The 24,828-nt window shown below is 67.2% G+C and carries 1 protein-coding gene (cut by a window edge); it reads right to left on the minus strand.

Annotated features, from left to right (window positions below; genetic code table 11):
• Nucleotides 1-24,828: the 3' portion of a non-ribosomal peptide synthetase gene (locus LKE06_RS03385; protein WP_227997138.1), read on the minus strand. Its footprint extends 570 nt past the window's final position; the window shows 24,828 of its 25,398 coding nt (coding positions 571-25,398); the start codon falls outside the window, past its right edge — the gene reads right to left on this strand; the stop codon is at nt 1-3.

Consider the following 24,828-nt stretch of genomic DNA (forward strand, 5'->3'; position numbering starts at 1 on the left):
TTACGCCCGGTTGCCGGCCAGCACGGTGGTCAGCACGTGGCCGATGCGGGCCAGGGCGGATTCGGAGGTCATACGCTGGTGCGAGGTCGAGACGGCGTGGTTGTGCACGGTGCCGTCGACGGCGTCCGACCAGCTTGCCGCGCCGGTGGCACCGGTCGCGTCGTCGAGGGTTGCGGTGAAGTAGACGAGGTCGCCCTTGTAGGGGCGGGGGCGATATCGGTTCATCAGGGCGATCGAGCGGGTGCCCGCGTCCAATACCCGGCCGAGCCGATCGGCACCGAAGGAGGCGAAGGGTTCGGGCAGTTCGGCGATACGTCGCGCGAGCTGGGCCGCATCCAGCTCGATGTCCACGTCGTCGGCTTGTTCGCCGAGCAGACCGCCGAGTAGATCCGCGACCGGGATCGTCGCCGTCTCGTCCACGATGACACCGCGCGCGCTGTCCATCATGGCCAGCAGTGCGACATGCGCACCCTCATCCTGCAATTGGATCGCGACGGCATGCGCGAGGACACCACCGAGCGACCAGCCGAGCAGATGATATGGGCCCTCCGGCTGCACCGCGCGGATTTCCCCGACGTAGCGCCTGGCCCATTCGTCGATCGAATCCGGCAGCGCGGCATCCGAACTCAGCACCGGCGATTGGAGGCCGTAGATGGCGCGTTCGGGATCGATGTGCGCGGCCAGGCCCGCGAAGGACCAGGCCACACCACCGACGGGGTGCAGGCAGAACAGCGGCTCGCGAGAACCTCCTGGGCGCAGGGGAAGCAGTACGTCGAATGCGGCGTCGGCATCGACGCGACCGCGACCGGAGCGATGCAGGTCCAGTTGGGCGAGCAGGCCACCGGGCGTGGGTGCGGCGAACAACCAGACCATGGGGATCTGTTCGGCCAGCGCGGCGCTCAGGCGAGTGGCCAGGCGGGTGGCCAGGAGTGAGTTGCCGCCCTGTTCGAAGAAGTTGTCGTCCAAGCCGATTCGCTCGATGTCGAGGCATTCGGCGAACACCCGGCAGACCTTTTCTTCCAATTCCGTTGTCGGGGCCCGGAATTCGCGCGCCCGTAGCTGTGGTCGCGGCAATGCGGCGCGGTCCACCTTGCCGTTGGCGTTCAACGGCAAGGCGTCGAGTTGGGTGAGCACCGCGGGGACCATGTAGCTGGGTAGTGCGTCGGTCAGGGCCGAACGCAGTGATCGCGGATCCAGTGGTCTGGTCGCGGCGAAGTATCCGACCAGCATGGCGTTATCGCCGGTGCCGAAGGCCACGACGACGGCGTCCGACACCGCTGGGCGCGACCGCAATGCGCGTTCGATTTCGGCGAGCTCGATACGGTAGCCGCGCACCTTGACCTGGAAGTCGCGGCGCTGCACATAATCGAGGTTGCCCTCGACACCCCAGCGCACCATGTCGCCGGTGCGATACAGGCGAGCGCCCGGCACACCGAAGGGATTGGCCACGAAGCGTTCCGCGGTCAGTTCCGGCCTGCCGTGATAGCCAACGGCCAGCTGGGCGCCGCCGAGGTAGAGCTCGCCGGTCACGCCCGCCGGGACCGGATGCATCCGGTCGTCGAGGACATAGACCTGGTTGCCGGATTCGGGGGTACCGATGGGGACCACGGCGCACTCGGTTCTGGAATCGGTGCGGAAGCGGGTAACCGATACCGTGGCCTCGGTGGGTCCGTACAGGTTGTCGATGCGGGCGCCGGTCAGCTCGCGGACGCGAGCTACGGTCGCGGTGGGCAAGGCCTCGCCGATCACCAGCAGCCTGCGCAGCGATAGCGGCAGGCTCCGCGTGCCGGACACTTCGGCGAGCATGGCGAGCAATGCGGGCACGAGCGTCACGGTGGTCACCGAGGCGCGACGGATCAGCTCCAGTGTGGCGGCCGGATCACGTTGCGCGCCTTGCGGTGCCAATACCACCCTCGCTCCGGTGCGCAGTCCCCACCAGAATTCCCACACCGAAAGGTCGAAGGCGGCCGAGGTCATCAATAGGGCCGTGTCGTCGGTGCCGAGCCGGTATTCCGACTGCATCCAGTCCAATTGGTGTGCGACGGCGACGTGCGCGACGGCGACACCCTTCGGGGTACCGGTGGATCCGGAGGTGAAAATGACGTATGCGGTATTCGATGGCGTCAGTGTCGCGCACCGCTCGGTGTCTCGGACGGGACGGGTGTCGGATTCTATTTCGACTGTCGAAATATCCAGCACCACAGGGTTTTCAGCTAAGGACTCGGGCAGCATCGGATGATCGGATGAGGTCAATACCAGCGCCGGGTCCGCTGCGGCGAGCACGCTCGCGATGCGCTCCATCGGGTGCGCCGGATCCAGCGGCACATAGGCGCCACCCGCCGTCACTACGGCATACATTGCGACGATCAGTTCGGTGCTGCGTGGAATAGCGAGGGCCACCAATGATTCCGGTCCGATACCGCGTGCGATCAAGGTGCGAGCGAGACCGTTCACCCGGGCACTGAACTGCGCGTATGTCAGGGTGGTGTCGTCGTCGACGACAGCAACCGCGTCCGGTGTCCGTGCCACCTGAGCCTCGAATCCGGAAACCAGGGTGGCCCTGGGGAATTCGAGCTCGGACCGATTCCAGGTCTCCACCATGCGGTCCCGCTCGACGGTATCGAGCAGCGCGAGATCGCCGACCGGAAGGTGCGGCGCGGCGCAGACCTCGGCCAGCAGGCGTTTCAGGCGCCCGGCGAAACCGGCGACGGTGGACTCGTCGAACAGCGCGGTGGCGTAGGTGATGGACGCTGCCATGCCCGCCGGGTCACCGTCGGTGCCGTAGCGATCGGTCACCACCAGATGCAGGTCGAATTGCGAGACCTTGTAGTCGAAATCGGCGGCGGTGGCGGCTAATCCATCCAGTTCGAAATCAGCCTCGGCCTGATTGTGAAAGGAGAAACCGACCTGGAACAGCGGGTGCCGAGCGGTCGAACGCTCCGGATTGAGCACCTCGACCAGGCGCTCGAAGGGGACGTCCGCGTGCGAGAAGGCCGCGACGTCGGTGCTGCGCACCCGGTCGAGGAACTCGGTGAAGCCGTCGGCGGCGTTTACCCGGGTTCGCAGCACCAGCGTGTTGACGAACATGCCGACCACATCGTCGAGCGCGGCCTCGCCACGGCCCGCGATGGGGGTGCCGACGGCGATATCCGCGGTACCCGACAGTCGCGCGAGCAGCACCGCGAACGCGGCGTGCAGCACCATGAACGGTGTCGCGCCCGTGGTCCGGCCCAGTTCCACGAGGCCGTTGTGCAGCCGGGCATCGATCGCGAAATCGACATGCTTGCCCTGGGTGGAGGCGATGACGGGACGCGGCCGATCGGCGGGCAGAATCAATTGTGCGGGCAGCTCGGCGAGGGTCTGCCGCCAGAATCGCAGCTGGGCGGATATCAGCGAGTCCGGATCGTCCTCGGCGCCGAGCAGATCACGTTGCCACAGACTGTAATCCGCGTATTGCACCGGCAGCGGCGTCCATGCTGGGACGCCGCCCTGTTTCCGGGCGGCATAGGCGACCATGACGTCGCGGGCCAGCGGCACCAGCGACGAACCGTCCGCGGCGATGTGATGCACCACCACCACGAGCACATGCTCGCCCGCCGCCACGGCCGCGGCATCGACCGGGACGAACAGTCGCGCCCGCACCGGCACCGCCTCGGCGACGTCGAAACCACCGCCGATGAAGTCGGTGACCGCGCCGGTCAAATCGTCGAGCGGCACCGGGATCGCGGTCAACGTCGGTATGTCCGCCCGCTCGATCGGCACCACGACCTGCACCGGACCCGAATCACGCTGCGGGTAGACGGTGCGCAGCACCTCGTGGCGTTCCACCACGTCCCCGATGGCCGCATTGAGCGCGGCGACATCCAGATCGCCGGTGAGTCGCACCGCTAGCGGGATGTTGTAGGCATCCGACTGGCGGTCGAGACGGTTGAGCAACCACATGCGTTGCTGGGCCAGCGACAGCGGGACCGGGTCCGATCCACTGCGCGGCATCAATGCCGGACGGGTACGCGCGCTGCGGTCGGTGGCATCGAGCGCGGCGGCGAGCCCGGCCACCGTCGAATGCTCGAAGACCATGCGCACGCCGACCGCCAATTCCAGCCGACTACCGAGACGCGCAGCCAATTGTGTTGCCGTCAGCGAGTTTCCGCCGATGACGAAGAAGTCGTCATCGCGGCCGACGGGCTTCGAGTCGTCGAAGCCGAACAAGCCGGCAATGGTTTCCGCGACCGCGCGCTCGGTGGCTGTTTCCGGCGCACGGAAGGTAGCGGTCCGGAATTCGGGCTCCGGCAATGCTTTTCGATCGAGCTTGCCGACAGGCGTGCGCGGCAGGTCGGTGAGGACTGTGATGGCGGCGGGCACCATATAGGTGGCCAGTGCCCGGCCCGCGAAGACAGTGAGCTCGGCGGTGTCGATGCTGTGGCCGGACGCCGCGACCACGTAGGCGACCAGCGAGACCCTTCCCGAGGCGTCGGTGTGTCCGACGGTGACCGCGAATTCGACTGTCTCGTGGGCCGATAGGACCGCATCGATCTCGCCGAGCTCGATGCGAAGGCCACGCATCTTTACCTGATGGTCGGCGCGTCCGACATGCTGAATTGCACCGGTGGCTGTCCACCGCACGAGATCTCCGGTGCGGTACAGTCGCCCGCCCGCCGGCCCGTAGGGGTCGGCGATGAATCGGTCCGCCGTCAGTCCGGGCCGCGCGTGGTATCCCCTGGCCAGGCCGGGGCCACGAAGATACAGCTCACCGATCACCCCGGCCGGGACCGGTTGCAGCCCGCTGTCGAGAACGACCGCGGACATGCCGTGGATCGTGGTGCCGATATCGAACGGATCGCCGGGACGCATCGGTGCGCTGATGGTGGCGATGACCGTGGTTTCGGTGGGGCCGTAGGTATTGAAGAAGCGGCGATCGATTCCCCAGCGCCGCACCACGTCTGGGCCGTATGCCTCGCCGCCGACGGTCAGATGCGTGAGATCCGGTAGTTGCGCCGGGTCGAGGGTTTGCAGCACCGCCGGGGTGATGAAGGCGTGGGTCACCCGCTGGTCGCGAATGAACGCGGTCAGCTCGCCACCGCCGTAGACATCGGCCGGTGCGATCACCAGCGCCGCGCCTGCGGGCACTGCGAGCAGCAGTTCCAGCATGGACGCGTCGAAACTGGGCGATGCGACATGCAGCGTCCGTGCGGCCTCGGTAATCGCGTACCGATCGCGCTGGGCCTGCGCGATGCCGGACAGACCGCGATGGGTCGCGACTACCCCCTTGGGGACACCGGTCGAACCGGAGGTGTAGATCATCCAGGCCGGGCTATCGACGTGCACCGGGCGAACCAGCTCGTCGGCGTCGATCGGCTCGGCACCGGTGTGCCACATACTCGCCGCGACGGCGGCCGAGTCGAGAACCAGCCATTGCGCGTCATCTGGCAGCTCGGACCGGACCGCGCTGGTCGTGAGCCCGATGGTTGCCCCGGAGTCCGCAAGCATGTGCGCGATGCGCTCGGCGGGATATGCCGGGTCGACCGGTACGAAGGCCGCGCCGGTCTTGGCCACCGCCCACACCGCGAGCATGGACTCGGCCGAACGTGGGATGGCCACGGCGACAAAGTCTTCGGTGCCGACACCGCGACCGATGAGTATCCGTGCCAGGCGGGAGGAATGCTCGTCCATGGCCCGATAGGTCAGCTCGCGATCGACGGTGACTACGGCGGTGGCATCCGGATCGAATGCCACTGCCGCACCGAGCAACTCGGCGAGCGTGCGGGCGGGCACCGGACCGGCGGTCGGTAGGTCGAGGAGTGCGGCGCGTTCGGCCGGGGCCAGCAGATCGATCGTGCCGATCGGCTGTTCGGGCTGCGCGGTGAGCGCCCCGAGCACTCGACCGAATCTGCGCAGCAGTGTGTCGGCGGTGGCCGCGTCGAACAGATCCGTCGCGTAGTTGAGCTCTATCGCGAGGTGACCGTCTTCGTCGGGCGCGGAAGCGATGGTGAACTGTAGGTCGAAACGCGCTACGGGCTCGTCGAATTCGACCGGTGCCAGCTCGAGACCGGGCATTGTGAAGGCACCCGTCCCATTGTCGGCGTAGCTCAACGCGACGGTGAACAGTGGATGCCTGGACTGTGTGGGTTCGATACCGAGTTCGTCGACGACATACTCGAACGGAACAGTGGCATTGGCGAAGGCCGCCAGATCGACCGCGCGTGTCTGCTTCAGCAGGTCAGTAAAGGACCGGTCGCGTTCGGGGTGGGTGCGCAGCACGAGGGTGTTGACGAACATGCCGACCAGGTCGTCGAGCGCCGCTTCGCCGCGACCGGCTACCGGAGTGCCGATGGCGATATCGTTGGATCCTGTCAGTCGGGCCAGCAGCACCGACAGGGCGGCGTGCACCACCATGAACGGGGTCGCGTTGTGCCGCAGGGCCAGTTCACGCACCCGGGCGGCGACACCGCCGCCGATCCGGGCGGCCATATTGCCGCCGCGCTTGGAGGCGATGGCCGGTCGGGGCCGGTCGGTGGGCAGAGCGAGGTCCTCCGGTAGCCCACGCAGCGCCTCGTTCCAGTACGCGAGTTGTGGTGCGGCAACGGTATCCAGCGACGCGGTCTGCCACAGCGCGTAATCGGCGTATTGCGCGGCGAGTTCGGGCAGGGTCGGCGCGGTGTCGAGTTGCCGGGCCAGATACGCCGACAGCACATCGCGCAGTAGCGGGTTCATCGAATAGCCGTCGGCGGCAATGTGATGCAGCACCGCGACGAGCACCGCACTCGACTCGCTCTCGCGCAGCAGCACCGCGCGCAATGGCACCTCGGTGGTGACATCGAATCCGGTGCCGGTGTATTCGGCGATGCGATCGGCGACAGACCGTCCGTCCAGGTCCTCGACGGTCAACCGGACTGACGCGTCCTCGGCCGACAGGATCACCTGATGGCCCGAACCGGTCGCATCCACCGGGTAGACGGTGCGCAGAACCTCGTGCCTGGCAATGACATCCGCGAATCCGGCGGTCAGGGCGAACTCGTCGAGCGCTCCGGAAATCCGGACGGCGACGGGGATATTGTGCGCCGGAGAGTCCGGGTCGATGCGATTGAGCAACCACATGCCGCGCTGCACCGGTGCGAGCGGAATAATATCGGGACGCGGGCCCGCAATCAGCGGGACGACGTGCTCGGTCTCGTCCGCTTCGGCGACCAGTCGGGCGGCGAGGGCGCGCACGGTCGGCGCCTCGAACAGCAACCGCACCGGGATGCGATGGCCGAGGCGTTCGCCGAGCCGAGCCAGTACCCGGGTGGCCAGCAGCGAATTGCCGCCGAGATCGAAGAAGCTGTCGTCGGCGCCGACCGGTGCGGTGTCGAGCACGGCCTCGAAGGATTCCGCTACCAGGCGTTCGGCCGGGGTGACCGGGGCGCGGTATGTGGTCTGCTCGAATACCGGTTCCGGCAGGGTGTTTCGGTCCAGCTTGCCGGAGGCGTTGAGTGGGAACGCGTCCAGCACCACGATCGCCGACGGGATCATGTACGACGGCAGGGTTTCCGACGCCGCACGCAGGACTCGGTCCTCGAAATCGCCGACCGTCGTCGCGAACTCACCGGTCACGTAGCCGACGAGGTGATCGCCGGTGGCGGTGATCCGCGCGGCGGCCTGCGTGACACCGGATACCGAGGCCAGCGCGGCCTCGATTTCGCCGAGTTCGATGCGCTGGCCACGGAACTTCACCTGGAAGTCGGTGCGGCCCAGGTATACCAGCTCGGCAGTGGCGCCGCCGGTGTCCCAGCGAACGAGGTCGCCGGTGCGATACATCCGTTCGCCCGCGCTACTGAAGGGGTTGGCGACGAACCGGTCCGCGGTCAGATCGGGCCGCCCGTGGTAGCCGCGCGCGAGTTGCGCGCCCGCCAGATACAGCTCCCCCGCTACACCGGGCAGCGTCGGGCGCAACCGCGAATCCAGCACGTAGACCCGGCTGTTCCATTCCGGCCTGCCGATCGGCATGACAGCGCGATCGACCTCACCGGTGACGTCGCGGTAGGTAATACTCACCGCGGCCTCGGTGGGGCCGTACAGATTGTGCAGCCGAGCCGTACTGACCGCGCCGAACGCTCGCACGGTTTCGGCGGGCAGCGCCTCACCGATGACGAATACCGTGTGCAGGGGGGTGAGCGCGCTGGGGCGGGCCTGTCCGGCGAAAACGCTGAGCATGGACGGCACGAAGTCGGTGATGGTCACGCCGTGTCCGGCGATGACGTCGGTGAGATAGCCGGGATCGCGATGGCCGTCGGGGGTGGCGAGGACGAGCGTGGCGCCGACGCGCAGTGGCAGGAAGTAACCCCAGAGCGACACGTCGAAGGTGGTCGCTGTTTTCTGCAGGTACACGTCCGCGGCGCACAGTCGGTATTCCGACTGCATCCAGGTCATCTGGTTGACGATCGCGGCATGGGAAATGCTGACGCCCTTGGGTTTTCCGGTCGAACCCGAGGTGAAGACGACATACGCGGGATTGTCCGGATGGATCGGCGCGATCCGCTCGTCGACCGAGATCGGATAGTCCGAATAGCCGTCGAGATCGACCGCGTCGACACTGATAGCCGGGCCGGTATAACCGTAATCGGCGCGATCGTTCGCGGTGGTGAGCAGCGCGACCGGTCGCGCGGTGTCGAGTATGTGCGCGATGCGGCGCGCCGGATGATCGGGGTCGATCGGCACGTAGGCGCCGCCGGCCTTGAGTACCGCGTACATGGCGATCACCAGATCAGACGAACGCCGGATCGCCAGTGCGACAAGGACTTCCGGACCCACACCGGCGGCGATGAGATGTCTGGCAAGCCGGTTGGTTCGCCGGTCCAGTTCGCCGTAGGTCAAGGTGTTGGCGTACGTGCTCGAGTCGGAGTCATTTTCGGGCGCGAAGATCAGCGCGGGCTCGTCCGGGGTGGCCGCGGCCTGCGCCTCGAACTCGTCGAGCAGCATCTCCGAGACAAAGGCGGTGTGGGCCGAATCGTTCCATTCGGTGACAACCCGGTTCAACTCACCGGATTCGAACAGGTCGATATCGCCGAGCACCTGGTCCGGGTCGGCGGTCACGGCGGCGAGCAGCCGGGTGAAGCGGGCGGCGAGGGTCGCGACGGTGGCGTCGTCGAAAAGGTCGGTGGCATAGCTGAATCGCAGCGCATCGCCGGTGACGGTCAGCTGGAGATCGAATCGTGTTGTCTCGTAATCGAAGTCGTGTTCGGCCAACGTCACACCCGCTAATTCGACCGCGACCGGTGCGAGGTTCTGGAAGAAGAGCGCAACCTGGAACAGCGGGTGGCGGGCTTCGGATCTCGGCGGATCCAGCACTTCGACCAGGCGCTCGAAGGGCACGTCGGCGTGCGCGAACGCATCCAGATCGGCATCACGCACCCGGCTCAGCAAGGCCGCGAAGGTGTCCGAACCGGGCACTGCGGCGCGCAACACCAGGGTGTTGACGAACATGCCGACCAGATCGTCGAGCGCGGCATCGCCGCGACCCGCGATCGGCGCACCGATAGCGATATCGTCGGTGCCCGACAGCCGAGCCAGCAGCGCGGCCAATGCGGCATGCATCACCATGAATTCGGTGGCGTCGAATTGCCGTGCGATGGTGGCGATTCCGTCGCGGGTCGGGCCATCGAGGGCGACCGTGGTGCTGGCGGCGGCATGGCTGGCAACCGCTGGGCGCGGCCGATCGCCCGGCAGGTCGAGCTGTGCGGGCAAGCCGCGCAGAGTGGCTTCCCAATACCGCAGCTGCCGCGCGGCCACCGAATCCGGATGGCCCTCGGCGCCGAGAACTTCGCGCTGCCACAGCGCGTAATCGGCGTATTGGACGGGAAGTTCGGTCCAGATCGGCGCGCAACCGGCGGCACGTGCCGCGTACGCGGTGGCGATATCGCGAGCCAACGGCCCCATCGAAAAGCCGTCCGCGGCAATGTGATGCACGACAAGCGCGAGCAGGTGCTCGCTGCGCGATAGCCTGGCCAGGCCGATGCGCACCGGTACGTCGCTGGTTACGTCGAAGGGCCTGGCCACCAGTTCCAGCAGCGCGGCATTCACATTCGCCGGGTCGATGGCCACAATGGGCGGCACATGAGTGGCATCGAGGATGTGCTGGAACCCGGTGCCGCCGATGTCCGGGTAGCTGGTCCGCAAGGTTTCGTGCCTGCCGACCACATCGGCTAGCGCGGTGGCGAGCGCGCCGGCGTCGAGCGGTCCGGTCAGCCGGATAGCGACCGGGATATTGTTCACCGTCTCATCCGGATCGAAGCGGTTGAGGAACCACACGCGCTGCTGCGCGGGTGAGAGCGGAACCGATTCCGGTCGCGGCCGTGTGCTGAGCTTCGGGCGGCTGCCGATGCCTGTGAGTCGTGCCGCGCGGGCGGCCAGCCCTGCGACAGTAGGGGTTTCGAACAGCAGTCGCACCGGAATGTCGGCGTCGAGCGCCACGCCGAGCCGCGCGGTCACCTGGGTCGCGATCAGGGAATTACCGCCGAGGGCGAAGAAATCGTCGTCGGCTCCGATCCGTCCGATACCGAGCAGCTCGCCCATGATTCGCGCGATCGTGTGCTCGGTGCCGGTTTCCGGCGCGCGATAGGCGACCGTATCGAAGACCGGTGCGGGCAAGGCACCTGTGTCGAGCTTGCCGGAGGCGTTGAGCGGAAAGGCATCGAGCACGACGAACGCCACGGGCACCATGTACGCGGGCAGCGCGGCACCGATTTCGGATCGCACGCCGTCGAGGTCGATGCCGGAATCGCTGGCGATCAGGTATGCGACGAGCTGCTCGCCGAGCCGATCGTCGGTGCGCACCACGACAGCCGCCTGGTCGATGGCATTCGACGCGGTGAGCGCAGCCTCGATTTCGCCGAGTTCGATACGCAGGCCGCGCAGTTTCACCTGGAAGTCGGTGCGGCCCAGATAGTCCAGCACGCCGTATTCAAGTCCGTCACGGCGGACCGCCCGCCAGCTGACCAGGTCGCCGGTGCGGTACATCCGCGCACCGGGCGGGCCGAACGGGTCGGCCACGAAACGCTCGGCGGTCAGGTCCGGGCGTGCCACGTAGCCGAGAGCCAACTGCGCACCGGCCAGATACAGCTCGCCGGGGACCCCGGCCGGTACCGGTCGTAGACGCGCGTCGAGCACCAGCAGCCTGGTGTTGAACACCGGCCTGCCGATCGGGACGGACACGGTGTCGGCGTCGGTCACCTCGTGGTAGGTGACATCGACGGCCGCTTCGGTCGGGCCGTACAGGTTGTGCACATGGGCGCCGGTCAGTTCCCGTGCCCGTTGCGCGGTCGAGGCGGGCAGTGCCTCCCCGGAGGCGAACAGCTGCCGCAGTGTGGCGCATTCACCTGCCCGCACCGCGCTCAGGAATATCGCGAGCATCGATGGCACGAAATGCGCGACGGTAATGCGTTCCCGCGCGATCAGCCCGGCCAGGTAGCCGGGGTCGCGGTGACCGTCGGGCCTGGCGAGCACCAATCGCGCACCGATCTGCAAGGGCCAGAAGAACTCCCACACCGACACGTCGAAAGTAGCGGGTGTCTTCTGCAACACCACATCGGTGCCGGTCAGCCCGTATTCAGCCTGCATCCACACCAGTCGGTTCACGATCGCGCCATGGCTGACCGCGACTCCCTTCGGACGGCCGGTCGAGCCAGAGGTGAAGATCACGTACGCCGGGTGACCCGGCGTCGGCTCGCCGATCCGATCCGACGCGGTCAATGGGGCCGGCGCGTATCCGTTCAGATCCAGGCGGTCGATCCGAACCTGACGCACGAGAGTGGTTTCCAGGTCGCTGCCCGATGTCAGTACGCACAGCGGACGAGCGGTGCGCAGCACATAGTCGATGCGGTCGGCCGGGTGATCGGGATCCAGCGGGACGTACGCGCCACCGGCGACGGTCACCGCGTACATACCGACGACCAGGTCGATAGAACGCCGCATGCCGAGCGCGACGAAGGAATCCGGTCCGACACCGTTGGCCACCAGCCAGCGGGCCAGGCGATGCACTCGACCCGCGAACTCGCCATATGTCAGGGTCACGGAGTGACTCGATGGGGGGTGGCGGTCGGGCGACGGGTGGGCCAGCGTCACGGAGTGACTCGATGAGGGGCGGTGGTCGGGCGACGGGTGGGCCAGAGCTGTTGCCTCGAAGGTCAGCGCCACCGCGTCCGGTGTCCGCATCACCTGGTTTTCGAACAGCGAGGCCAGCGTGCCCGTCGCCGTCACCGGGTAGGCGGTGTCGTTCCACCGCTCCAGTACCAGCGTGCGCTCCGTGGCGTCGAGCAGTTCGATATCACCGATGCGGATGGTGGCGTCGGCGACGACGGTTTCGAGGATCCGCACGAATCGCGACGCGAGTGTGTCCGCGGTGGTGCGGTCGAAAAGATCTGTGGCATAACGCAGGACGGCGCGCAGCGCGGTTCCGGTGCCGGCCCGATATTCGGTGAGCTCGAGGGCGAGATCGAATTGTGCGCCTGGGTTCTCGATGGGGTAGGCCGACACCTCGAGGTCAGGTAGCCGCAGGACGGTGTCGTCACGATGCTCGAAGGTGAGCAGTGCCTGCACGATCGGTGAATGCGCCTGCGATCGAACCGGATTCAGCTCATCGACGAGTCGCTCGAACGGCAGCTCGGCATTGGCGAAGGCGCGCACATCGGTGTCGCGCACCCGGCCGAGCAGTTCGGTGAAGGGTACTGCGGCCGGCACTTCGGTGCGAAGGACCAGCGTATTGACGAACATGCCGACGAGGTCGTCGAGGGCCTGCTCGGCGCGTCCGGCGATCGGGGTGCCGATCGCGACATCGTCGGTACGGGCCAGCCTGGCCAGCAGCGTGGCGTACGCCGCGTGCACGACCATGTAGGACGAAACTCCGTGCGCACGGGCCAGTTTCGCGACGGCGTCGGTCAACTCGACCGACACCACGAACTCGACGGCGGCGCCGCGACCGGAGGCGACCGGTGGGCGGGGTCGGTCGGTGGGCAGCTCCAGCACCGGCGCGAGACCCGCGAGCTCGGTGCGCCAATGCGCGATCTGCTGCGCGAGAACCGAATCCGGGTCGTCGGCCGAGCCGAGTACCGCACGCTGCCACAGCGTGAAGTCCGCGTACTGGACCGGCAACGGCTGCCATTGCGGCGCGAGATCCGCGGCGCGGGCGGTATAGGCCACCATGAGATCGCGGGCCAGCGGTGCGGTGGAGACGCCGTCGGCGGCAATGTGATGCACCACCACCGCCAGCACATGGTCGTCGGCTTCGAGCCGGAACAGACGGGCACGCACCGGAATTCGGGTACGTAGGTCGAAGCCGGTTACGGCGATTTCGAATATCGCGCCGGGCAGATCGGCCTCGGCGGTCTCGAGCAGCGGCAGTTCCACCCCGGCGGCGTCGGCTCCGGCCAGTACGACCTGTTCGGGACCATCACCATCGGAAGGGAATACCGTGCGCAGCGATTCGTGCCGATCGATCACATCCCGCAATGCCGCCCGCAGCGCCTGCTCGTCGAGTGCGCCCCGCAATCGAATGGTCATCGGGATGTTGTAGACCGCCGAATCGGGATCGAGGCGATTGAGCAACCACATCCGGGTCTGGGCCAGTGACAATGGAATACGCGACGGCCGAGGCATCGCTACCAGCGGCGGCAGCTTCGCCCGCGGCGTCCGCGTCGCGCGGACGGCAAGCTCCGCGACGGTGGGTGCCTCGAATACCTCTCGCACGTTCAGCTCGCAGCCGAGGGCGGCATTCGCCCTGGCTACCAGCCGCATGGCCAGCAGGGAATTGCCGCCACGCGCGAAGAAGTCGTCATTGGCGCCGATCGGCACATCGGCGCCGATCAGGTCACCGATCAGGGTCGCGAGCACGGACTCGGCGCCCTCGTGTGGCGCGCGGAATTCTATTGCCGGGCCGGTGAATTCGACGGCCGGCAACGCGACACGATCGAGCTTGCCGACGGTGGTGCGCGGCATCTCGTCGAGCACCACCACATGCGCCGGAACCATGTAACCGGGCAGCTGGGCGCGCACCGAATCGAGCACCGCCTCCGGCGACAGTCCGGCTCCGGACACATAGCCGACGAGCCCCTCGGTGCCCGCGATATCGCGGGCCAAAACCACTGCGGCATTGGCGACCCCGGTCGCGGCTAGCAGGGCCGATTCGATTTCGCCGAGCTCGATGCGCTGGCCGCGCAATTTCACCTGGAAATCATTGCGGCCCAAGTAGATCAGATCACCATCGCGGTTCCAGCGCACCAGGTCGCCGGTGCGATACATCCGCGCGCCGGGGACACCGAACGGATCGGCCAGGAACCGCTCTGCGGTGAGACCGGTGCGGCCCTCGTATCCCCGCGCCAACTGCTCACCCGCCAGATAAAGCTCACCTGTCACACCGGTTGGGACCGGGCGCAGTCTGGCGTCGAGAACGTAGGCGCGGGTGTTCCAATTGGGTTGGCCGATGGCAACATCCGGACCGCGATCGGCGTCGGTGAATTCGTGGTAGATGGTCGAGATGGCTGCCTCGGTCGGCCCGTACGCATTGTGTATGGCACCGGAGACGTTGTGCACAGCTCCACCGACATGCTCCCGCAGCGCCGCCAGCAGCTCCGGCGACAGCGCTTCGCCACCGCAGTGCAGGTGACGCAATGAGTGCAGCGCGTCCGCGTGGCCCTCGGCGATCAGGGCGGCGAGCACCGATGGCACGTGCTCGGCGATCGTGATCGCGTGCGCGCGCATCAACCCGGCCAAGTAGTCGAGGTCGAGATGTCCACCGGGTCGTGGTACCACCAGCGGCGCACCGACGGCGGCGGGTAGGAAACACTCCCACACCGACACATCGAAACTCAGCGGAGCACGCTGCATGATCCGATCCGTGGCGGTGACCTCGTACCTGGATTCCAGCCAGCGCAATTGGTTCATGATGGCCCGGTGACTGGTGGTCACGCCCTTGGGGGCGCCGGTCGAACCGGAGGTGAACAGCACGTAGGCGGCATTGTCCGGCCGCAGCGGTGCACGGCGGTCGGCGCCGCGAATCGGGTCGCCGCTGTAGCTCGCGAGGTCGAGCCGATCGACCGACACCAGCCGCGCACCGTCGGGAACAGGCACCGTCGCACCGCCGACAGCGAGCACCAGTCGCGCCGAGGCCGTGTTCAGAATGTGCTCGATGCGATCGGCGGGGTAGTCCGGGTCCACCGGCAGGTACGCGCCGCCCGCCTGCACGATCGCGAACATCGCCACGATCATGTCGACCGATTTGTGCGCGGCAAGCCCGACGATCGCATCCGGGCCGACGCCTTCGGAAATGAGCCAGCGGGCAAGGCGATTGGCTCGATCGGCGAGTTCGCCGTAGCTGATTCGGGTGCCCTCGAAAATGACCGCGATATCGTCGCGACTCGCCGCGACCCGCCGGTCGAGCAGATCGCCGAGGGTTTCCCGAGGCAGCCGGTGCATGGTGGCATTGCGGTCGGCCAGCAGCTTGCCACGCTCTGCCACCGACATCAGTTCGACATCGCCGACGATCGTGCGTGGGTCGCGCACGATCGCGCGCAGGACTCGCTCGAAACCGGCGAGGAATTCGGTGACGGTGGGCTCGTCGAACAGGTCCGTCGCATAGTGCAGGTGCACGTCGATGCCGTCGGCGGCACCGTCGGCGTCGTAACGGTCGGTCAGCGTCCAATCCAAGTCCAGTTGAATGGGGCCTGGGCCCGCGTCGATCGCGGAGATGTCGAGACGATTGAGCCGGAAATCCGGTTTGGCTTGGTTCTGCAGGGTCAAAGACACCTGATACAGCGGTGCGTGTGCCTGCGAGCGCACCGGATTCAGCACCTCGACGAGCTGCTCGAACGGCACTGCTGCGTGGTCGAACGCGGCGAGATCGATGTCACGAACCCGCGCGAGCAGTTCCACGAGCGGCGCGCCGGGGTGCACCTCGGTGCGTAGCACGAGCGTATTGACGAACATGCCGACGAGATCGTCCAGCGCCTGCTCGCCGCGACCCGCGACCGGCGTGCCGATGACGATATCGGTGGTCGCGGCAAGCCGGGCGAGCAAGACCGTCAGCGCGGTGTGCAGCACTATGAAGGGTGAAACACGGTGTGCGGCAGCGATATCCTGGATTCCCCTATGCAGCGCGCGGTCCAGTTCGCCGGTTATCGCGGCGCCCCGATAGCTGGCCACGGCGGGGCGCGGACGGTCCGTGGGTAAGGTGATCACCTCGGGTGCATCCGCCAAACACCTTGTCCAGTAACGCAATTGATGAGCAAGCACCGAGGACGTGTCATCGCCGCTGCCGAGCGTGGCACGTTGCCAGATCGCGAAGTCCGCGTACTGCACCGGTAGCGCGCCCCATGCGGGCAGCAGGCCCGCACAGCGCGCCACATACGCGGCGGCCAGATCACGGGTGAGCGGGGCGACCGACCATCCGTCGGCGGCGATGTGGTGCACGACGAACACCAGGATGTGCTCATGCGCGGTGGCCGGTTCGCTCGGCGCGTTCGCCACCCGCAGCAGGCGCACGCGCAGCGGCACCTCGGCGGTGACGTCGAACGCGGTCCGAGCCATCCCTGTGACGATCCGTTCCAGGTCACCGGCACCGATGGACTCCGCGACCAGCTCGACCAGGCGGGTGCCCGCGGGCAGCACCAGCTGCGTGGCCGCACCGTCACGCTCCGGATAGAGGGTGCGCAGCGTCTCGTGACGGCCGATCACGTCGGCGATCGCGTCCTGTAGCGCGGGCACATTCAGTGCGCCGGTCAGCCGCAACGCGAACGGAATGTTGTATCCACCGCCGCGCGCGTCGAACCGATTGAGGAACCACATGCGCTGCTGCGCGATCGACAGCGGAATCACGGTACCTCGATCCTGCGGTACCAGCGGCGGCAACGGCTGCCGCCGCGGCCCCGATTCGGTAATGCGGCGGGCCAGCTCACGCACGGTCGGCGCGTCGAAGACCGCGCGCACCGCTACCTCGGCACCGGTCGCCTTGGTGAGCCTGGCCGCGAGCTGGGTCGCGATGAGCGAGTTTCCGCCGAGGGCGAAGAAGTCGTCGTCCGCGCCGACGCGTTCATACCCGAGCAGTGCGGCGAAAGTTTCCGCCACAGTGGCCTCGGTATCGCCTATGGGGGCGCGGAATTCGACCGGATCGAGGACGGGTTCGGGTAGCGCACTGCGGTCCAGTTTGCCGACCGGGGTCAGCGGCAGCTCGTCGAGCACCACGATCGCCACGGGCACCATGTGCGCGGGCAGCGTCTGCGCGGCGAATTCGGTGAGCTCCACCGGATTCGGCGCGCGTCCAGCCTTGCCGAGCACGTACGAAACCAACATCGTTGTGCCGGTGGGATGTTCGCGACCAAGGGTGGTCGCGAAGTCGACATCCGGATGCCCGGTCAGCACCGCGTCGATCTCGCCGAGTTCGATGCGGAAGCCACGGATCTTCACCTGGAAGTCCGAGCGGCCGACATAGTCGAGCGCACCGTCGTGCCAGCGCACCACATCGCCCGTGCGATACATGCGGGCTCCGGGTTCACCCCACGGGTCGGCCACGAAACGGTTCGCCGAAAGCCCGGGGCGGTTTCGATAGCCGCGCGCCAAACCGCCGCCCGCCAAATACAATTCGCCCGCGACGCCCGGCGGAACCGGGTTCAGTCGCGCATCCAACACCAGCGCCGACATGCCGTGCACCGGTGTACCGATGGTGATGGGATTACCCGCGACCAATTGCGCGTAGGTGGAGATGATCGTGGTCTCGGTGGGCCCGTAGCCGTTGAAATAACGTCGGCCCGGCTGCCATGCGGCCAGCAGTTCCGGCGTCGTCACATCGCCGCCGACCGACGCGACCAACAGCTGGCGCGCATCGGCGGGAGCCACGGTGCCGAGGACCGCCGGGGGGATGATCGTGTGCGTGACGCCCTCGGCGCGCAGCAATGCCCCGAGGGCGTCACCGCCGATAATGTCCGGCGGCACGATCACCAGGGTCGCGCCGACCGAGAAGGCACACACCCATTCGAGCACCGACGGGTCGAAGCTCGGCGAGCAGATATGCAAGAACCGGTGCTGTGCGTGCAGCCCGTACAGGCCGATCGCGTAGTCGGCGAGGCCACCGAGACCGGCGTGGGTCACTGTGACGCCCTTGGGTAGCCCCGTCGAACCGGACGTGTAGATAACGTAGGCCGGGTGCCGCATCCGCAGCGGTGTCCAACGGTCGGCATCGGTCACCGGTGCGGCGGAGGCGCTCGCGCACAGCTCATTGGTCGCGGGATCGTCGAGCACCAGCCATGTCACATCGGCGGGCAGCGCGGCGACCTGGGCGGAGCCGGTGATGCCGAGCACCGCCTCGGAGTCGGCCAGCATGTGCCGCACCCGTTGTGCGGGATAGTTGGGGTCGACCGGAACATGCGCACCCCCCGCCTTGGCCACCGCGAGGACCGCGGCGACCATCTCGTAGGAGCGTGGAAGGGCTATGGCGACAAGGCTTTCCGGTCCGACGCCGCGACCGATCAGTACCCGCGCAAGGCGCGAGGAATAATCGTCGAGCTCGCCGTAGCTGATCGAACGGCCCGCGTAACGCACCGCGACCCGTTCCCGGCCCAACCGCACACCGCGCGTGAGCAACTCCGGCAGCAGTGCGGTGGCCATGACCTCATCGCCGTGCACGTGAGTGAGCGCGGCGTATTCCGCCTCGTCCAGCAGTGGCAGATCACCGACCGGGGCATCGGGCCGGGCGACGATTTCGGTGAGCAGCCGGGTGAAGCGTTGCGCGAATACCCGCACGGTGGCCTCGTCGAACAGGTCGCGAGCAAAGCTGAACTCGGCCGATAGACCATCGGAGGATTCGCGAATGGCTAACGCCAGATCGAACTTCGCGGCATCGAACTCGACATCGACGACCTCGACTCGTAGGCCCGGGAGTTCGAATCTATTGTCGGGCAGGTCCTCCGAGGTCAATGCGACCTGGAACAGCGGGTGGCGGGCGGTGGAACGCACCGGGTTCAATAGCTCGACCAACCGCTCGAACGGCAGGTCGGCGTGTGCGAACGCCTGCAGGTCGGTGTCTCTGGTCCGGTCGAGCAAGGCGCCGAAGCTCGAGTGTCCCGGTACGTGGGATCGCAGCACCAGGGTATTGACGAACATGCCGATCACGTCGTCGAGTTCGGTATCGCCGCGACCGGCGACGGGGGTGCCGATCGCGATATCGTCGGTGCCCGACAGTCGCGCGAGCAATACCGCGAGCGCGGTCTGCACAACCATGAACATGGTGGCGTTCTGTGCGCGCGCGAGCTGCCGTAACCCTTCTCGCAGCTCGGCGTCGAGCGAAAATGCCACGCGCCCACCGGCATACGATGGTGTCGAGGGCCGGCGCCGATCGGTGGGGAGATTCAGTTCGTCGGACAGTCCCGCGAGGGTGACGCGCCAATATTCGGCCTGTGCCGTAATGAGGCTGTGCGGATCGGATTCCGAGCCGAGCAGCGCACGTTGCCACAGGGTGTAGTCCGCGTACTGCACGGGCAGCGGTGTCCAGCTCGGCGCGCGACCGGCGATACGCGCGGCGTAGGCCATCATGACGTCCTGGGTGAGCGGTCGGATCGACCAGCCGTCGGCGCTGATGTGGTGAGCAACGAAAATGAGCACGAATTCCGGAACGGGGCCGGTGATCCGGAACAGCTCGGCCCGCAGCGGGATTTCGCTGGTCACGTCGAACCCGGCCGCGACCACGTCGGTGAGGCGCGCGAGCAGCTCTCCTTCGGCTACCGGCGTCAACGTGAGGTCGGTAATCGCCTGTGTGGCAGGCATAATCAGCTGGTGGGCGATGCCATCGCGCTCCGGGTAGATCGTGCGCAACGACTCGTGCCGTTCGATCACATCGGCGAGGGCGTGGTGTAGCGCGTCGATATCGAGTTCACCGGTCAACCGGACGGCGACCGGAATATTGTGCACCGCCGAGGCGGCATCGAACCGACTGAGGAACCACATCCGCTGCTGCGCCAGCGACAAGGGAATCAGCTCGGGGCGCCGCTGGGCAACCAGCCGGCGCCGTGGTGCGGCCGTCGCGGTCATCTCGGCGACGATGGCGGCGAAACCCTCGACCGTGGACGCCTCGAACAGTGCACGAACCGGAACACGTAAACCGAGGGCGGCCCCGGTCCGCGCCGTCACCGCGGTGGCATCGAGCGAGCTGCCGCCGAGTGCGAAGAAGTCATCGTCCAAGCCGACCCGCTCGACCTCGAGCACCTCCGCGAACACCGACGCCACCAGGCGTTGGGTCGTATCGATCGGCGTACGGAACCGCTCGGCCCGCAGTTGCGGAAGCGGTAGCGCCCGGCGATCGAGCTTGCCGCTGGTGTTGAGCGGGAACTCGTCGAGCTCGACCAGCGCGGTCGGCACCATGTACCCGGGTAACCGTCGCGTCAGGCCCGCCTTCACCGCGTCCAAATCGAGTTCGCCGCCTGCCGCGCGAATCACATAGCCCGCCAGGTAGTCACCGGTTTCGGCGCTGACCAGCCGCACCACGGCCTGACTCACCTCTTCGGCGGCCAACAGCGCGGTCTCGATCTCGGCGAGCTCGATGCGCTGGCCACGGAACTTCACCTGGAAGTCGACCCGACCGAGATAGCCGAGTTCACCGTCATAGCTCCAGCGCACCAGGTCACCGGTTCGATACATTCGCCCACCGCTGCCACCGAAGGGGTTGGCGACGAAGCGATCAGCGGTGAGATCCACGCGGCCGTGATAGCCACGGGCCAGCTGGTCACCAGCCAGATACAGCTCGCCGGGCACGCCGATCGGCACCGGGTGCAGCCGCGAATCAAGGACATATACCTGGGAATTCCACTCCGGCTCACCGATCGGCACGAAGGCGGTGTCGGCGATGGTCACCTCGCGGTAGGTGATCGAAACGGCTGCCTCGGTAGGCCCGTACAGGTTGTGCAGCGCGGCGTCGCTGACCGAGTCGAAGGCGGCGATGGTCTCGGGTGCCAGCGCCTCACCGATGACGAAAACATCGCGCAACGAATCGAGTTCACCTGGCTCGGCGTGCGCGGCGAATACCGCGAGCATGGACGGTACGAAGTCGGTCAGCGTGACACCGTGGCGGGCAATGGTTTCCGCGATATAGCGCGGGTCGCGGTGCCCGTCCGGTGCGGCGAGCACCACTGCGGCCCCGGAACGAAGCGGCAGGAAATAGCCCCATAGCGATACGTCGAAGGTGGTCGCGGTCTTCTGCAGGTACACATCACCGCGGCGGGTGCGGTACTCGTCGTGCATCCAGGCCAGTTGGTTCGCGATGGCGCGATGCTCGATCGCGACGCCCTTCGGCTTGCCGGTCGACCCGGAAGTGAAGATCACGTAGGCGGGATGTTCGGGTCGAAGCGTGGCGAGGCGTTCACGGTCACCGACCCCGGCGGCCGAATATTCCGACAGATCGAGCTTGTCGAGTTGATGCAGGCGCACTGCGGCCGGGACAGTCGGCGGTAGCGCGAATCCGGTGTCGGCGGTGGTGAGGACCGTGTGCGGGCAGGCCGAATCGAGAATATGCCGGACGCGTTCGGCGGGATGGCCGGGATCGACCGGGACGTAGGCGCCGCCGGCCCGAAGCACCGCGTACATGGCGACGACAAGTTCGATCGAGCGCGGCATCGCGAGCACCACCAGGGATTCCGGGCCGACACCGGTGGCAATGAGCATCCTGGCCAGGCGGTTGGCCCGATCGGAAAGCTCGGTGTAAGTCAGCTGGAAGGTGTCGCTCGACTCGCCGGAATCGGCGACCAGCGCAATGGCATTCGGGGTGCGCCGCACCTGATTGTCGAAACCCTCGTGCAGGAAGCGGTCGGCCACCTTGTGCCCGCTGGCATTCCAGCTGGCCGTGACATAGTCGAGTTCGCCCGCGTCCAGGAGCTCGATATCGCCGACCACGGCATTCGGGGTGACGGCGATCGCGCGCAGCAACCGGAGAAACTTCACACCGAACTCGCGCACGGTGGCCGCGTCGAACAAATCGGTGGCGTAGGTGAATTCGGCGCGATAGCCGTTGTCCGCCGAGCCGCTGTCGGAAATCGTCAGCTGCAGATCGAATTTCGCGAAGCCGGGATCGAAGTCGACGAACTCGGCGTCGAGACCGGGCATACTCAGCGCGACCTGGCCCATGTTCTGCATGAACAGCGCGACCTGGAACAGCGGATGCCTGGCCTGGGAGCGAGCCGGGTTGACCACCTCGACGAGGCGTTCGAAGGGGATGTCGCTGTGCGCGAAGGCGCGCAGGTCACGGTCGCGGGCGTGCGCGAGGAGATCGGCGAAGGAGTCCGCGCCGCGTACCTCGGTGCGCAGTACCAGGGTGTTGACGAACATGCCGACCAGGTCGTCGAGCGCGCGATCGCCGCGCCCGGCGACCGGGGTGCCGATGGAAATATCCGAGGTGCCGCAGAGCCGGGCCAGCAGGGCCGCCAGGACGGCGTGCAGCACCATGAACGGCGTGGCCCTGCATTCGGCGGCAATGCGATCGATGGCGGCCCGCAATTCGGCGTCGATGGCGAAGTCGTGGGTGGCGCCGCGATAGGAGGCGGCGGCCGGGCGTGGACGATCGGCGGGCAGATCCAATTGTGCGGGCAGATCGGCGAGTTCGGCACTCCAGAAGGCGAGCTGACGACCGGCCACCGAGCCGGGATCGTCCTCCTCGCCGAGCACCCGCTGTTGCCACAGCGCGTAATCCGCGTACTGCACCGCCAGCGGCGCCCAGTCCGGGCGCTGTCCCCGGCTGCGCGCACCGTAGGCGGTGATCAAGTCACGCATCAGCGGGCCCATCGAAACGCCATCGGCGGCAATGTGATGCACGACCAGTACCAGCGTGTGATCCCGCTGCCCGCAGCGCAGCAGCCGTACCCGGACTGGAACCTCCTGCGCGACATCGAATCCCTGCCCGGCGACCGCCAGCACGGCGCCGACCAGGTCCGCCTCCGGCACATCAGCGGGCGACAGCTCCACCGTTGCGGGGATCGGATTCACCTGCTGCACCGGACCGGTCGCGATCTGCGGGTAGACGGTGCGCAGGATTGCGTGCCGCGCGACAACATCGGCCATCGCCTCCGACAGCGCCGTGATATCCAACGCGCCGCGCAGCCGCAGGGCGACCGGAATGTTGTCCACCGCAGCGGTATCGAAGACGTAGGCCGCCTCCGCGTCGGTGCCGAATCGGTTGAGGAACCACATCCGCCGCTGCGCCGGTGACAGCGGAATATGTTCCGGCCGTGGCCCGGCCACCAGCGGCGGGCGCGCAACCGGTGCCGTGGTCGCGGACAGTGCCGCAAGCGCGGCCACCGTCGGCCGGTCGAAGAAGTCACGGACATCGACGGTGATCGACAGCGCCGCCCCGACCCTGGCGATGGCCCTGGTCGCCAAGAGCGAATTGCCGCCGAGGGTAAAGAAATCATCGTCGGCGCCGACCCGGTCCAGCTCGAGCAACTCAACGAAGATCGCGGCGACGACGCGTTCGGAATCGGTCGTGGGTTCACGGTATTCGACAGCGCCGGGACCGAATACCGGCTCCGGCAGCGCGCGGCGGTCGAGTTTGCCATTGGCATTCACCGGCATATCGGCGAGCACCATGACCAGCGAGGGCACCATGTACTCCGGTAGGTGCGCTCGAGCGGATTCCAGCAGCGCACCGGAATCGACCGCCGTACCGGCGTTCGCGACCACGTAGCCGACCAGATGGTCGCCACCTGCGTGCTGACGCAACACCACCACGGCCTGCGCCACCTGCGCGTTACGCAGCAGGGCCGCTTCGACCTCGCCCAACTCGATGCGCAGCCCGCGCAGCTTCACCTGAAAGTCGGTGCGGCCCAGGTATTCCAACTCCGCCCGGCCGCCGTCGACGCCGGGCAGCCAGCGGGCCAGATCGCCGGTGCGGTACATCCGGTCGCCGGATGGCCCCTCCGGATTGGCGACGAACCGGTCGGCGGTGAGCGCGGGCCGCGCCACATAGCCACGCGCCAGCTGCACACCCGATAGATACAGTTCGCCGACCACCCCGCTCGGCACCGGCCGCAGGTTCTCGTCCAGCACAAGCAGTTCGGAATCGTCCGCGGGCGCGCCGATCGGCACGGATGCCACGTCCGCCGCGGTCACCTCATGCGAGGTGATATCGACCGCGGCCTCGGTCGGGCCGTAAGTGTTGTACAGGCAGGCGCCACTGATCTCGCGGAAGTCCGCCGCCGTCGCGGCCGGGAGTGCCTCACCGGAGGCGATCACCAGCCGCAGCGTGTCCACGGCCGCGGTGTCCGCTCGATCGATCTCGGCGACGAACACCGCGAGCATCGACGGCACGAAATGCGCGACGGTGACCCGGCTTTCGGCAATGGCGCGAATCAGGTAGGCGGGATCGCGGTGGCCCTCGGGCAACGCGATCACGAGCCGGGCGCCCACCTGTAGCGGCCAGAAGAACTCCCACACCGACACATCGAAGGTGAACGGTGTCTTCTGCAACACCACATCGTTCGCCCGCAGCCGGTGCAGGCGCTGTCTCCAGCGCAGGTTCGAGACTATCGATCGGTGCGAAACGGCGACGCCCTTGGGGCGGCCGGTCGAACCCGAGGTGAAGATGACATAGGCGGTGTTGTCGCCGAGGGGGCACGGCCAGTCGAACGATTCCGGCGCGGTGCGGTCGAACCGATCTATCCGCAGCACTGCCACATCGTCGGCCAGTCGCGGCTGGTCGCCGGTCGTGGTGAGCACCAGTACCGGCGCGGCGACCTCGAGCACGTAGGCGATGCGCTCGGCCGGATGGTCCGGATCGATCGGAAGGTAGGCACCACCGGCCTTCAGGATCGCGTACATACCGACGAGCAGTTC

The organism is Nocardia australiensis (assembly GCF_020733705.1).
Classification (GTDB): Bacteria; Actinomycetota; Actinomycetes; order Mycobacteriales; family Mycobacteriaceae; genus Nocardia; species Nocardia australiensis.